Raw genomic sequence first — 15215 nt, forward strand, 5'->3', positions numbered from 1 at the left:
GAGGAAACGAAAATGACTCAAAACAAAGCGGATCGAACTTCAAAGCATATCGAAAATAAAGAAACGCATTCGGGCAAACGGCTCGGCAGAAGAGAGCTTCTGGCTTCGCTAGGCGTCGCCGGCATTGCGCTGGCTTCCCAGAGCTTGCTCCAAGGGACGCCGATTGCAAACGCCGCAGCGCAGGACGGAGCGGTTACGGAAGCCGTGTACGGCAACAAGAATAAGGACAAAACGACTGCAAGCTTGGCTTCCTGTTGTCCTTGGTACAATGTAAAGGATTACGGAGCGGTCGGCGACGGGACGGCGAACGACTACGATGCGATCAACAGTACGATTCAAGCGGCCAAAATCACGGGAGGCGTCGTCTACTTCCCGCCGGGCACTTATATCATCGATATTTATTTATCCGAATTAAGGCAGGATTCGACCGCCGTCCTGATCGACTTGAACAACATCGTTCTCATGGGCGACGGCAAGGCTTCGGTCATTAAGGGAGTCAGCGCGATCGGTTTTGACGTATTTCAACTGAATAGCGTGCAAAATATGACGATCCGCGATTTGGCCATCACGTCCGTAAAAACGGATCCCTCCGATCCGACTCATGGCTGTAACGGCATTTCGATGACGAACGGCACTAGCGGCATTACGATCGACAACGTATACGTTTTCGATTTGCCGTACGTAGTCAAGAGCAATTATGTGGACGGAGGCAAAGCTTTTACGGTTCAGCAAGGCGCTGGGCCGCAAGCCTGTACGAACATCCGTATTTCGAACAGCGAATCCAGGAATTGCCCATTCGGCTTCGGCATGGATTTGAACGGCAGTTCCGCGCTTATTCCTTCGAATATTAAAGTATTCGGAAATACATTCGGCGCTTTTTATCGAGGCATGTATGTCAGCGCATCCGCACCGGCAACCGGCAACCATGTCGAAAAATTATCGTGCGAAATCGCCGGCAATACGGTCGTCGGCGCCCAATTCGGCTTGGTGCTGGGCAGAGCCTCCGGAGTCGTCGCCGCGGGCAATCAGTTTATTTCCCACCGGATCTCCGCCCCGACCGAGGTACCGTTCGATACGAAGCTCATTCCGTTGCTCGTGTCGGGTACGGACGGCTGCGTGATAAGCGATAATTTCGTGTATTACGCCAAATGCGATCATTATTTCGTCCTCGATAATCTTTATTCGGGACCGACGCAATTTTGCCAAGCTGCGAATAACCGGTTTACAGGCGCTGCGGACGGCTTTGGCATCAAGCTTTTGAATACAAGTCCTTCGGGTTTCGCCAGAAAAAGCGCTTTTGTCGGAAATACGTTCAAAAACGCGGCTTTAGGAGAATATGACCCGATTGTTTATGCGGCAGGGACAAGCAATATCGTCATAGCCGGATCCGAAAGCCGGTTCGAGACGATCGGCATTAAAACGAACGGCGTGCCGAGCGGTGCGGATCTAGTCGTTAACGGCAGCTTGGGCTTTGCATATACGGACGGGAAGACGGCCCACAATACGATGTATAGAAGCGGGACCTCGATAGCGGTCAAGCAAACGGTCAGCGGCGCCGGAACGACCGAGGTGTTGAAAGTCGTTTCCAACACCGATCAGGAGTTATTTGCGGTAACGAATAACGGATCGATTCAGCTATCGGCCATTCAAACGGCAAGCGTTCCCGCCGCGCAAAGCAAGCGAATTCCGGTTTATCATACCGATGGAACGTTAGCCGGCTATATTCCGGTATATAACGAATAACGAAAGCCGCACCTGTCTCCGTTTGGAGGGCAGGTGCGGCTTTTCGAGAGAACCGTTTTGACCGTACATAACGGTCTTTATTCAAAGTCGAAGAGCTATTCGAATAAATCCGTGACGGCGCCTTTGGAAGCGGATGACACAAGTCTTGCGTATTTGGCAAGCACGCCTGTTTTAAACTTCGGCTGCGGCCGGATCCAAGCTTTGCGGCGGTTGTCCAACTCCTCTGGCGAGACTTCGAATGAAATCTCCTGTGTTTCGCTGTCGATCGTGACGATATCATCGTCCTGCAGCAGCGCGATGGGACCGCCCGTTTGCGCTTCCGGCGCGACATGTCCGATGACAAAGCCGTGAGAACCGCCTGAAAATCTTCCGTCCGTAATTAGCGCCACTTTGCCGCCCAGCCCTTTACCGACGATCAAGGCCGTTACGGAAAGCATCTCGGGCATGCCGGGCCCGCCCTTGGGACCGCAATAACGGATGACGAGCACATCCCCTTCCTTGATCCGATCCTCCAAAATCGCTTGAGTCGCCGATTCTTCACTGTCATAGACACGGGCAGGGCCGGTAAAGCGCAGTTGCTTCATCCCCGACATTTTAGCGATGGCTCCTTCGGGAGCCAAATTTCCTCTTAACACAACTAACGGTCCCGTAGGCTTTAAGGGGCTGTCCAAAGGCCGAATGATATCTTGATCTTCGTTTAATGGAGCGGCTTCCGCCAGGTTTTCCGCCAATGTTTTTCCCGTTACGGTCATACAGTCGCCATGGAGAAGCCCTTGCTCGAGCAGAAGCTTCATCACGCCCGGAACGCCGCCGATATCGTTGAGGTCTTGCATGACATATTTGCCGCTTGGCTTAAGATCCGCAATATGGGGGACCTTGACGCGAATTCGCTCGAAATCATCCAGCGTCAAGTCGACTTGAACCGAGTGGGCGATGGCGAGCAGATGCAAAAATGCGTTGGTCGAGCCACCCAGCGCCATGACGACGGTAATGGCATTTTCGAATGCTTTTTTCGTCATAATATCGCGCGGGTAAATGCCATTGCGCAGAAGCTCAATGACCGTTTTCCCCGCTTCCGCGCATTCCGCTGCTTTGTCGGGAGAAATGGCGGGCGTCGAGGAGGAGCCGGGCAGACTTATCCCCAGCGCTTCGGCGGCGGACGCCATCGTGTTGGCCGTATACATCCCTCCGCACGATCCCGCACCCGGACAAGCGCTGCATTCCACCTTATGGAGCTCTTCTTCCGTCATTCTCCCGTCATGATATTGTCCGACCGCCTCGAAGGCGCTGACGATATCGACTTTCCTGCCGTCCAAATTTCCGGGCTGGATCGTTCCGCCATAAACGTAAACCGCCGGCACATTCATCCGGCCGATGGCCATTAAGCAGGCGGGTGTGTTTTTATCGCAGCCGCCTACGGCGACCAGTGCGTCAAAACGTTCGGCGTTCGTGACGATTTCGATGGAGTCCGCAATCGCTTCGCGGCTCGGCAGCGAGAACAGCATGCCCTCATGGCCCATCGAAATGCCGTCGGAAACCGTAATCGTATTAAAAATAAGCGGCGCTCCGCCATGCTCCTGAATACCCTTTTTGGCCTGGACGGCTAATTGGTCAATATGCATGTTGCAGGGCGTGACCTCGCTCCATGTGCTCGCTACGCCGATCATCGGTTTCTTGAAGTCCTCGTCCTTAAAGCCGACGGCTCGAAGCATTGCCCGGTTAGGGACGCGGTTCGCCCCCTCGCTGATTACTTTGCTGCGAATTCTCAAGTCCTTATTTTCAGTCATCCCGATCGGTCCCTTCCTTATTAGATTAATGCGTGCAGCTCTTTCATCGGTCTAAGCAAATTTTGTTTCATCATGGCGGATGCGGCTTCCTTGTTGCGCTCCTCCAAGGCCGAGATGATGGAGGCGTGTTCTTCCACGGAGTTTAGCGTTGCGGCCATCGGCTGCTTAAGAAAAACGTACTTAAACCTTCTGATATGAATTTGCAGCGATGCGCTGAATGAAGCGATGTACGGGTTGTCGGACACCTCGACAATAAGATTGTGGAACTGCTCGTCGAGCTCCATCGCCTGATAGGGCTGCCCGTTTTCGATCGCTTGGCCGAACTGCGCGTTCAGATCCTTCAGCATTTCGATTTGCTCGGGTACGATGAGCTGCGCCGAATACTCGGCTGCCAACGAGTGAAGCGCGGCGAGCGTCGGGTACATGTTTAAAATATCGTCTTTCTCGATGCTCGTTACTCTCGTTTCTTTGCCGGGATGCATCGAAACCAAGCCCTGCACCTCAAGAAGCTGAAAAGCCTCGCGGATGGGCGTCCTGCTCACCGCCAAAGATTCCGCCAGCTCGGCGTCGATTAACTTCTCGCCAGGCAGTAGGGTACCTTCGATGATCCATCTTTGAATTTGCGCCAAAGCCCGCTCTTTCGCAGACATTCGGATGGGGGAGGAAAAATTTTGAGGAACGGGCATGTTCAACATCCTTTTTTTCGTTATTGTTATATGCAATATATCGCATACTGCATGCCGTTTGCAAGCGGATATTTATTGTTAACACCGTCGAGTTGTTCCTTGTAAGAAGCCGTGAAGGAAATTGTCATGGAAAAGGAGAGTGCATTTCACATATAATGGAATTATCGAGCTGGGAAAAGGAGGAGACACAACCTTGATAAGCAGTCAAAACCCGACTCATAAAATCCGCAATCCACGCGGGGTTCCAGTGATCGCTGGATTAAGCCTCATTATCGGCATTCATATATTTCGTATGTTAAAAGTGAACCAAGCCGGAATCCTGACATGGATTGAAATCGGCGTACTCATCCCCTGCTTCGTCGTTGTGGCTGTTACGCTATATTGGGCTTTAAAGCCGGCTTCCCGCATTCGAATCGGTGAACGGCAGCTCGTAGTAAACGGCAGGGAAATAAAAGCTGACGAAATCAAGGAAATCATGGTCAGGGGATACTTCAATCCGATAATCGGCATCAAGCCTGTCGGAAAGCGGATCGTGCCGATCAAGCTTTGCTTTCGGTTTCTCGATGAAAAGGGCATGAAGGAATTGGCGGATTGGGCGGAGCGTAACCAAGTTGCGTTTTCCTATAAGCATTTTATGAGTTGGATCTAGTAGACCGCCAAGTCTTAACCTGTAGATTGCCTATAACCATTCGTGCGTCTGACTCATGCGGGGGATTTCTAACGGAAGCCACGGCCGTTATCCTGCTTGAAACGGCCATTGCTCAAATCTAACGGAAATGAGGCTGTCCTCACTATTTCACCGGTAAAATGCTCGTTCTTGCCCGTCAGTGAGGCAAACGAAACTATCAATTTCGTTTGTCACACTAATAATTGCGTTTGCCTCATTAGCTCTCCAGAGCACGGGTTTTCGGCGAGAGATAGTGAGGTTTGCCTTATGAACAGTAAACTTTTCCTCACTGATAGCATTTTGTGTGGCAGCAAACCTTAGATCATATGCGGTTATGGTACGAGCGCCTAAAAAACCAATCGAAGAGAATAGTTTGCTTTGAAAAGGAAGCTTCTTACAACGGATCCGGCAGCACCGCGTTCCGTTTTTTTGTGCTTTACTTTTGTCCAGTAAAAAATCAGCTTTCTGTCCATTGCCGGTATGGCGAAACCGTCTATAATCATGGATAGGCTGTGATAATGATTCTCAGTGTCGCGGCAAATTTCTTGTATAAAGCGAAAGAGGGGTACATGATGAATATCCGCAAAATGATCTCCGCAATCGGGTTCGCGGCAGCGCTCTCGCTGTTCATCGCTTTATTAGCGGCATGCTCGAACGATGCGCCGGCCGGCGATACGGCAGGAGGCAGTCCTGCAGCCGCAGCGCAAACAACTTCGGGCGGCGGCGGTTCTCCGGATCCCGGCAAAACGGGCGAGCCCAAGCCGCCAACCCGTTCGATAACGGATTACACGAAAAGAACGTTCGACATCCCGGCCCAGCCGAAAAGGATCGTATACGTGGGCAGCAGTCCCGGCGATTTGTTCGCGCTTGGCGTCAAGCCTGTCGGCGCCACGCTTAGCGTCATCTCGAGCCAAATCGTTTATCCCGAATTGCTGAGCGGCATCGAGGATATCGGCGGCGGCGAAGCCAACCTGGAAAAGATCACCTTGCTCGAACCCGATCTGATTTTATTCGACGGTGTCGTCTATGACGATAAGGTGCAGGCGCTGGCCAAAATCGCCCCGTCCGTCTCTTACGATTCCGCCGCTCCGATGTATGAACGGCTCCGCTTCCTTGCCGATGCGACAGGCAAAAAGGAGGAGGCGGAAAAATGGATAGCCGGCTACGAAGCGAAAGCGAAGGTTACGCTCGAACGGCTGAAGACAAGCCCGGACGACACCGCCGCCGTTTTGCTTCAGCTCGGAAAACAGCTGTATGTCATGGGGAATCGCGGGCTTTCCGTAACCGTATTCGATGTGCTCGGATTTAAGCCGACGCCCAAAATCAAAGGAATCATTGACGATTCGAAGCGGTTCATAACCGTCTCCGCCGAAGTGCTGCCCGAATATACCGGGGATTGGGTATTCTTGCTCGCAAACAAAGCCGAAGAAACGGTAGCTGCCAAGCAAGCGTTGCTCGACAGCGCTCTTTGGAAGTCGCTCCCGGCTGTCAAAAACGGACAAGTGCACGTGTTTGAATCGAAATGGAACTTCGACGACCCGATTACCAGGGAAAGACTGCTCGAAGAGCTTCCCCGCATTATGGGAAAATAGCTGTGAAGCGACAATAGTCTGCGGAATACGAAGCCGTCGCAAATGAAGAATAGAAGCAGGGAGCATTTCAACAATCGTTGTTGAAACGCTCCCTGCTTTTCGTTACACTGAAACTACTGATAACAATTCTCAATTAAAAAGCGTCGACAGGAGCCTCTGAGACATGGATAATGATCGCGCCTTTATGCTTTCACATACGTTCCTCCTAAAAAGCGTCAAGCCGTTCGGTGAAGGCCTTTGGCAGCCGGGAGCCAGCGGCGCTCCTTGGCGGTCTGACGCTGCGGAACCGACAGCCGACGACTGCGTTTGTTCGATCGCCATTTTTACGGAAGAGCCGGGAACGATTGATCTCGACGGAACTTCCGTTTCATTGAGTAAAGGATCCGCAATTCAGCTTAGGTCTGGCGGACGCTTCAGCGTCCAAAGCGGCTCCGGCTCCGCAACCGGACGTTTGGCCGGCTGGCTTGTCGAGTTTTTTGTGTTTCGTTTCGGAGACAGCCGTCCGATAGCTGGAGGGTTTCCTTTGCTGCCCTACCATCAAGAAATTGCCGTACACCCGTTTGCCGCACTCTGCTCCGTCGTCGATCGGATAACGAGAACGGCTGACGGCTATGACGATCCGACAGCGCTGCGCAAACAGGCAGCTTTGCTGGAGCTGCTTGCTTTGCTGATGGAGAACCAGCAGCGCTCCCATATGCTTGACAACGCGGCCGCAGCGGTGAAGCGCGCGATTTCTTACGTGCGGGATCATTACACCGAGCCTTTGACTGTGGAACAGCTGGCAAGTATTGCCGGAGTCGGGCGCTGGCAGTTCAGCGAGTTATTTCGACGTCTGACCGGGAAGCGGCCGCTCGATTACATCAATACGATACGCTTGAACCGGGCGAAGGAGCTGCTCCTGCTTACCGACGACCCGCTGCGGGAAATCGCCCAAAGCGTCGGCTTCCGCGACGAATATTACTTCAATCGCAAGTTCAGCCGTATGTTCGGATGCGCACCGAAGTCTTTCGCCCGCTCCGGCAAAACCGCCGCATCCCGGCAGCCGCTCCTTCCGGCGGCTAAACAAGCCCGCGTCCGCTCGAGCTTGACTGGCGAGCCGTCCCGGCTGGTCGTCTGCGGCGGCATCCTGGGCGATGTGCTTTCGCTGGGCGTCAAGCCGCTCGGCGCGGAGCTTGCGGTCATGGGCAGACAAGTCGTCTACCGCGATAAGCTAGCCGGTATTTTGGACGTCGGAATCGGCGGCGATGCCGATACGATCGCTGCGCTTCAACCGGATCTTGTCCTGCTGGAGAAGGAGGGCGTTGCAGCCTCCCATTTTCAGTCCGCAGCCGCTCCTGTCGTCTCCTTCAGGCGCACGGAGGATGTAACGGTAAGGCTTCGCGCTATCGCGGCGCTTCTTGGTGCGGAGCGGGAGGCGGACGAGTGGATTGCCAGGCACGAGGATGCGGCTAGTTCGATGTGGAACCGGCTCCGCAGCCGCATCGGAACCGGGGAAACGGCAACGGTGCTAGTGCAGATCGGCGTGCAATTATTTGTGATGGGCAATCGGGGGTTGGCGGCTACGCTTTATCATCCGCGAGGCTTCAGTTCGTCGGAAGGAGCGGCGAAGCTGGCTGAGGGCAGCGAACGGTTTCGGGAAATCACGGCAGAACAATTGCCGGGTTATGACGGCGACCGCCTGTTTCTGCTTTTCTCCGGAGACGAGCGTTCGAAGCGAGAGGCGCGGCAGTTGACGGAAACTTCGGCATGGCAAAGCCTTCACGCTTTCCGCAGCGGCAATATCCATATGACTGAAGCCAAGTGGAATTATGACGATTCGCTGACCCGCGGGCAGCTGCTTCCGGTATTGCCGCATATTTTGTCCTCGCGGATTTGAAAGAGCGTAGACGGCTCGCGTATTACGACTAAGTGCGCTAAAAATTTCTGTTCGCCGCTTGCCTGCAAGCGGTTTTCTTTTTTCGGCAAAGGGGGCCGCCGTTAATTAAGCTCGATTGATTTATAAATATTTTGTACACTTTTCAAAAAATTGTGTCCTATAACCGGCGAGGCTTTGAAATTATAATGGAAAAAATCGTAGCGCTGGGAAGGAGTGACGGAAATGAATAAGCGGTGAAACTTGCAGTTCCGTTCTACATTTTCGGGTTGATTTGAAAGCGCTGCCATGCAGGGGCGAACGAAAGCATGAGGGAGTACATAGCAGACTTTAAATCGGGAGGGACAATTTTGCAAACGTACAGGTTATCGGTACGACACCGGAGAAGCTGGTTTTCGAAAATAGTCGTTGCATTGCTCGTTTGGAGCATGGTTTTCTCAGGAATGCCTGCGGCATTCGCCGAAGAGCCGGCGCCGGCACAGATGGACGAACCGACCGTTTATCTTTACGATTTTCACAAGCTGGGGGTGGGTACGCAAGGGACGCAGCCCGGCTGGAGCATCGTGACGGCGGAGTCGGCTCCGAAATACCGGGAGCAGCCTTACGGTCTGCATATGAACGGGCCCGTCAAAGACGACAAGCTGACGCTGCAATTCGATATCCCGGAATCGGGAAAGTATGATATCAAGTTTAAAAGCTACTTGTCCTCCGGCGGCGGAAAATCGGACGTATCCATCGACGGCAACAAGCTTGCGGTTTATAACTTTTATGCTGCTGCGGGCCAGTACAGCCAATCGGTGACGCTCGGGACGCTGCAATTAAGCGCAGGAACCCATAAGATCACGTTTACGGCGACCGGTCTGCGGGACGGATGGGGCAATGACATGTATCCGTCCGAGCTTCAGTTCGAACAGGTCCAGTTCGGGGCGGAGTACGCGTTCGATTTTCACAAGCTGGGAGTAGGCACGCAAGGTTCGCAGCCAGGCTGGAGCATCGTAACGGCGGAGACGACTCCGAAATATCGGGCGCAGCCTTACGGTTTGCATATGAATGGGCTCGTCAAAGACGATAAGCTGACGCTTCAATTCGATATTCCGGCATCGGGCAAATATGAAGTCAAGTTCAAAAGCTATTTGTCTTCCGGCGGCGGGAAATCGGACGTGTTTTTCGACGGAGAAAAGCTTGCGGGTTATAACTTCTATGCAGCCGCAGGCCAATACAGCCAGTGGGTGACGCTTGGAACGCTGCAGCTGAGCGCGGGTACGCACAAGATCATGTTTAAGGCGACCGGTCTGCGCGACGAATGGGGCAACGATATGTATCCTTCCGAGCTAATGTTCGCGGAAGCGCCTGTTTTGAAATCGATTTCATTATCGGCTGCCAAAACGACGCTGGTCGCGGACGAAACGCTTCCCTTACTGCTGGAAGGCAAGCTTTCGAATCGCACGGATGCGGATTTTGCCAACGCTGTCATTACTTATGCAAGCAGCAATGAGGCTGTAGCGTCGGTAGACGCTAGCGGAACGGTCACAGCCAAGCAACCGGGTTCGGCTGCCATCAACGTTACGGTAGAACTCGACGGCACGACTAAGACGGCCGGTCTGGACATTCAAGTTGCGGAAGGAGCTCTTGACCGCATCGAGGTTCAGCTCGACTTGCCGATCTTGGCCGGACGAACGGAAACGCTCGCCGTTCGCGGCTTTCTGACAAGCGGGCAGGAGGCGAATCTGACCGGCGCAGCGATAACGTATACGAGCAGCAATCCGGAAGTCGCATCGTTCGACGCTCCCGCAAAGGTGAGCGCGCGAACGATCGGACATGCGGACTTGCGCGTCGATGCTACGCTGGCGGGTGTGACGAAGCATGTCATCGTGCCGGTGGAGGTTGTGAAAAATGCGCTTGCCGAAATAACGGTTGCGATCAATAAGGAACCGTTATTCGTTACAGAAAAGGTAAACCTGACGGTGCAGGGAAAGCTGCTTGACGGCAGCGCCGCGGATTTGTCGCAGGCGGACATTTCCTATTCCAGCGGCGACAGCCTTATTGCGGACGTCGACAGCGGCACTTCCAAATTAACCGCGTATGCGGTCGGCGCTACGGACATCATGGTTGTCGTGACGCTGGACGGAACGACCTTGTCGAAGACGCTGCCCGTGCAAGTCGTCGAAGTGACCAATAAGAAGACGAGAGCTACCTTTTATACGCCCGAGAAAGTGGCGGCGTCGAGAAGCAACGTGCAGAGCTTCGAATGGGCCAAAAGTTTGAAAACCTCCGCCGTCAGCGCCGCGGACAAGTATGTGGAGCTCGGATACGATTTCCTCTGGAACATGGTAACGCCGCAAACGCTGCCGCGCAGCTACGGGGTTAACCAGGTCAAGGGAAGTCCGGTCAGCGGCACGCAAATCAACGCCTTCGGCAATTATCCTTATTTGATCGATCCGGTCAATGAGCCGTGGAAGCTGATCGATCCGAGCGCAAAGGATGCGGACGGCGAATATTACAGATATCCGACTAACGATTTCGGCGCTTATTACCGGAGCGGCCTTGACGCGAACGGCGTGTTCAGACCCGAGCTGGCAAATCGCGATCTTCTGGTCAACGAGCTCTATCCGGATAAAGGACCGGATTGGGGAGTGGACGACGGCACCGGCTGGGTGGACGAGAACGGGAACCGCTATACGTTTATCGCCTACTATGTGCATTGGGGGTTATGGTATGGCGAACAGCGGGAGGGCAACATACAGCATGCGCTGAATTCGCTAAAGAACGCTTACCTGTACACGGGGGAAGCGAAGTATGCCAGAGCGGGAACGATTTTGCTTGACCGCATCGCAGACGTTTATCCGCAAATGGATGTATCGGTTTATGACAGTAAGGTTTATTTGAACTCGAACGGCGGAACCGGCAAGGGCAAGGCGATTGGCTCCATCTGGGAAACGACGATTGTCAGGGACTTCGTAAGCGCGTACGATGCGTTTTTCCCGGCTATGGACGATTCGGAAATCACCGGTTTCCTGCAGGCGAAGGCGGAAACGTACGATCTGGGGCCTTTGAAGCGTACGGCTGCGGGAATCAGACGAAATATCGAGGACGGCATTGTAAGGCAAGTGTTCCCTGCGATCCGCAGCGCGCAAATTCGCGGCAACGACGGGATGCATCAAAGCGCTCTGGCGATGGCCGCGATCGTGTACGATACGCTGCCCGAATCGAAGGAATGGCTGGATTTTAACTTCCAGGCGGGAGGATTGGTCAGTACTCCGACATGGCAAGTGACGGGCGGCAACATTATGGCATCGTTGGTCGGTTCGGTAGACCGCGACGGCAACGGCAATGAAGCGGCGCCGGGTTACAACGCATTGTGGCTGGCAAATTATCAATTGGTTGCGGATATTTTGCTGGGGAACGACATTTATCCTGAGGCCGACTTGTATGAAAATGTGAAATTTCAAAAAATGTACGACGGGATCTATCCGCTCATGCTAAGCGACAACTATATTGCGCAAATCGGCGATTCCGGACAAACGGGCAATCCGGGCCTCAATCTGCTAAGCAGAGAAAGCGCCGTCAAAGCCTTCGAAGTATATGGCAAGCCTGTTTATGCCCAATTGGCTTATTTCTTGAATAACAATCATACCGAGGGCATTCACAGCGATGTGTTTACGGCCTCCCCGGACCTTATCGCGGATCGGATCAGAGAAGCGATCGAGGAGTACGGTCCGCTGAAGCTGGACAGCGCCAACCTGACGGGTTACGGCTTCGCCGCGCTGCGCGATGGGATCCATCCGCTCACCGTTTTCGGCAAAACCTACGCATTCCCGGCTTTAACGGTCGCAGGCGAGCATACCCCGTACCGGCTGTTTGAAAACACGGGAACGCTCCAATTGGAGGCTAACGCGCCAGGAGGCTTCATCAGCTTCGAATTCGATGCGCCAAAGACGGATCAGTACGAAATTTCGATGATGCCGTTCAAATCGGCTTCGTACGGGATTTACCGGATTTTGATCGACGGCGTTTTCGTGAAGGACTTCGATTTTTACGGATCGGGCTCCGAGCATGAGACGATTGCCGTCCTGCCGCTTGCCGCGGGCAAGCATACGATTCGCTTCGAAGGCGTCGGCAAGCGCGAGACGGCGACCAATTATAAAATGGGCGTGAAGGAGCTGTCTCTGCTGGACAGCAAGGATGTGCAGGACCGCGATGAGGCTGCTGGAAAATCGAATACGCTGCGCGACGTATGGATGTACTACGGCAGAAGCTCCGGTCACGGACACCGGGATACGCTGAATTTGGGCCTTCATGCGTTCGGGCTTGATTTGGCTCCGGATCTCGGCTACCCGGAATTTGCCGACAGCAATGATATGCACAGGCATCAATGGGTAAACAATACCGTCAGCCATAATACCGTCGTCGTCGACAAGTCGAAGCAGGCGTCGCAGTGGGTCGGAACGCCGAAGCATTTTGACGACAGCGGCATCGTTCAAGTGGTCGACGTCGAAGCGCCGGGCGTTTATCCGCAGACAAGTTTGTACAAAAGAACGACGGCGATGATCCAGGCGGATGAAGAAAACTCGTATGCCGTCGACTTCTTCCGGGTGAAGGGCGGAACGGATCATCACTTCAGCTTTCACGGACCGGAAGGCAGCGCCGCAGTTGAGGGACTGGAGCTGGTTGCCCAGCAGACGGGAACTTATGCGGGTCCGAACGTTGCGTACGGCGAGCGGGTCGATAGCGTAAGCGGAACGGGGTATACCGGAAGCGGGTTCCATTATCTTAAAAATGTAAGAAAGGACGAGGCTCCGTCCGGTCAGTTCAGCGTGGATTGGGATGCGGTGGACACCTATAACGTGCTGAAGGAGCCCGCGGATATTCATCTCCGCTTGACGATGCTTGGACAGACGAACGACGTCGCGCTGGCGGATGGCGTGCCACCTACCAATAAACCGAACAATCCGGAAAGCCTGACTTATTTGCTGGCTCACCGTACGGGAACGAATTTGGAGAGCAACTTCGCATCGGTCATCGAACCGTACAAGGAACAACGTTTCGTCATGAACATCAGCCCGGCGATCGTTAAAGCGAACGGGGTACCGGTAGCGAGCGATTTGGAAGCCAAAGCGGTAAAAGTGGAGTTGACGAACGGCAGAACGGACTACATCGTCAGCGCAATGAATCCGGAAATCACGTACACGATCGACGACAAAATCGAGTTCAGAGGATTTTTTGGGATGTATGCCGAGAAGGACGGCAAGCAGGTGTACGGCTACGTGAATGACGGTTCCTATATTGCCCCGATCGGAGCATCGCCGGACATGTCCCCGGGCAGGCTGGAAGGGACGGTAACGGATTTTACGAAGACGTTGAGCCTCGCCAATCATATCGACGTCCGGATGGATTTGTCCGGTATCCGGATGGAGGATCTTATAGGCAAATGGCTCTATATCGCCAATGACGGCATCCGTAACGCTTCGTACGAGATTAAAGGCATATCCTCGCTCGGCGGCAGCGATTACCGGCTCGATATAGGCGATATGACGCCGATCCGTTCTTATGCGGACAGCGGAAACCTCGGCTTAGGATTTATTTATGATTTTGCCGCAGGAGCGGCGTTCGTGATCCCTCTGCCGTCCGAGTCGTTCCTTTTGCAAACGGAGGCTTCCGTTGCCGGGGAACAGCATAACGGCTGGTACACAAGCGACGTTTCGGTTCAGTTGAGCGTATATGGCAGCTCGTCTTCGTCCGCAGCGACGACAACGTACAGTCTGGACGGCGGGCAGAACTGGAATTTGTATACCGCTCCGATCGTCTTTCAGACTAGCGGCGAGCATACGTTGTCTTTTCGTTCCGAGGATGCGGAAGGGAGAACGGAACCCGTGCGTTCGATCGTCGTCAAAGTGGATAACGATCCTCCCGTTACCGTTCCCATCGTTACAGGGGTTAAGGGGAATGGGAACTGGTATGTTTCGGATATTCAACTTGCGTTAAACGCCGCCGATCCCCATTCCGGAATCGAGTCGACGCATTACGGATGGTCCGTAACGCAAAGCGTATATGGCCAGGGTGGAATGCAAGGCGAGGAGACCGTGCCATATGCCGCTCCGATCACCGCCGGCGAAGGACGATATACGCTGCGGTACCATTCGGTCGACCGGGCCGGAAACGCGGAGGCGGAGCAGATGCTTGAGATCGGCGTCGACAAGACGGCCCCTNTGCTTGAGATCGGCGTCGACAAGACGGCCCCTGCATTCACGCTGCTGGCAGGCGGTGAAGTATTGTCGAATGGAGCTGTTGTAGAAGATAGCCGACCGGTCGTACTGACTCTTCAAGCGACCGATGGCCTATCCGGCGTAGCTTCGCAAGGAATGACAGTCGACGGTCAAGCGTATCAGGAAGGGATGCCGCTGAATTGGGCCGGTTTATTGGGTACCCATACGATCGGCATATGGGTTGAGGATCATGCCGGCAACCGGATACAGGAAACGGTAACCGTTCAAGCGGCGACAAGCCCGGCTTCCATCACGCAGCTCATTGACGCCTACTTGGCGGCGGGGGAGCTGGGGCATGCCATTGCCTCGCAGCTTCGCAACAATATGATGCAAGCCGTCCATCATTGGGATGCCGGCCGGAAGACGCAAGCGCTGAAAAGCTTGGACGATTTCATGAAGCATATGAACAACACGGCGCATCAGAGTCAAATTTCCGCACAGGCGAGAGCCGCTCTGACAGCGGATATCGGGTTTCTGCGGCAACTGTGGGAATAACGATTTATGCCTGCTTTACAGGGGAAAAAACGTCCGATGATCATTGAAGTGCACCCCTTAGAATAGACATTGGAAAACCCCCTAGGTTAATCCGATGAATCTAAGGGGT

Annotated in this window: 7 protein-coding genes; 5 read left to right on the forward strand and 2 right to left on the reverse strand. The window is 53.9% G+C overall.

The features are described 5' to 3' along the window. Window positions 1–12 precede the first annotated feature (12 nt). Window positions 13–1743 (forward strand): glycosyl hydrolase family 28-related protein, encoded by a 1731-nt coding sequence (locus DQG23_RS38935; protein ID WP_113036451.1) that lies wholly within the window; start codon window positions 13–15, stop codon window positions 1741–1743. A gap of 95 nt (window positions 1744–1838) precedes the next feature. On the opposite strand, the gene ilvD is transcribed toward DQG23_RS38935, so the two are convergent. Together ilvD and DQG23_RS38945 are read right to left on the reverse strand one after the other, a co-directional pair. Further along, the gene (gene ilvD / locus DQG23_RS38940; RefSeq protein WP_113036452.1) at window positions 1839–3530 is read right to left on the reverse strand and encodes a dihydroxy-acid dehydratase; all 1692 of its coding nucleotides are present in this window, start codon (window positions 3528–3530) and stop codon (window positions 1839–1841) included. Between the two features lie 20 nt (window positions 3531–3550). Next, the gene (locus DQG23_RS38945; protein WP_113036453.1) at window positions 3551–4216 is read right to left on the reverse strand and encodes a GntR family transcriptional regulator; all 666 of its coding nucleotides are present in this window, start codon (window positions 4214–4216) and stop codon (window positions 3551–3553) included. Between the two features lie 193 nt (window positions 4217–4409). On the opposite strand from DQG23_RS38945, the gene DQG23_RS38950 reads away from it, so the two are divergent. The 4 genes from DQG23_RS38950 to DQG23_RS38965 all read left to right on the forward strand — a co-directional run bounded on the left by DQG23_RS38950 (window position 4410) and on the right by DQG23_RS38965 (window position 15106). Continuing rightward, a complete protein-coding gene (locus tag DQG23_RS38950; protein WP_113036454.1) occupies window positions 4410–4865 on the forward strand; it encodes a hypothetical protein in 456 nt (151 codons plus the stop codon). Between the two features lie 590 nt (window positions 4866–5455). After that, window positions 5456–6475: an ABC transporter substrate-binding protein gene (locus tag DQG23_RS38955; protein ID WP_158560928.1), complete on the forward strand. Its 1020-nt coding sequence runs from the start codon at window positions 5456–5458 to the stop codon at window positions 6473–6475. A 163-nt stretch (window positions 6476–6638) separates the two neighbouring features. Further along, complete coding sequence (locus DQG23_RS38960) at window positions 6639–8351, forward strand: AraC family transcriptional regulator (protein WP_113036456.1); 1713 nt, start codon at window positions 6639–6641, stop codon at window positions 8349–8351. Window positions 8352–9682: 1331 nt separating this feature from the next. Continuing rightward, window positions 9683–15106, forward strand: coding sequence for an FIMAH domain-containing protein (locus DQG23_RS38965; RefSeq protein ID WP_475114184.1), 5424 nt, complete (start codon window positions 9683–9685; stop codon window positions 15104–15106). Window positions 15107–15215: the final 109 nt, after the last annotated feature.

Source organism: Paenibacillus contaminans (assembly GCF_003285015.1).
Classification (GTDB): Bacteria; Bacillota; Bacilli; order Paenibacillales; family NBRC-103111; genus Paenibacillus_V; species Paenibacillus_V contaminans.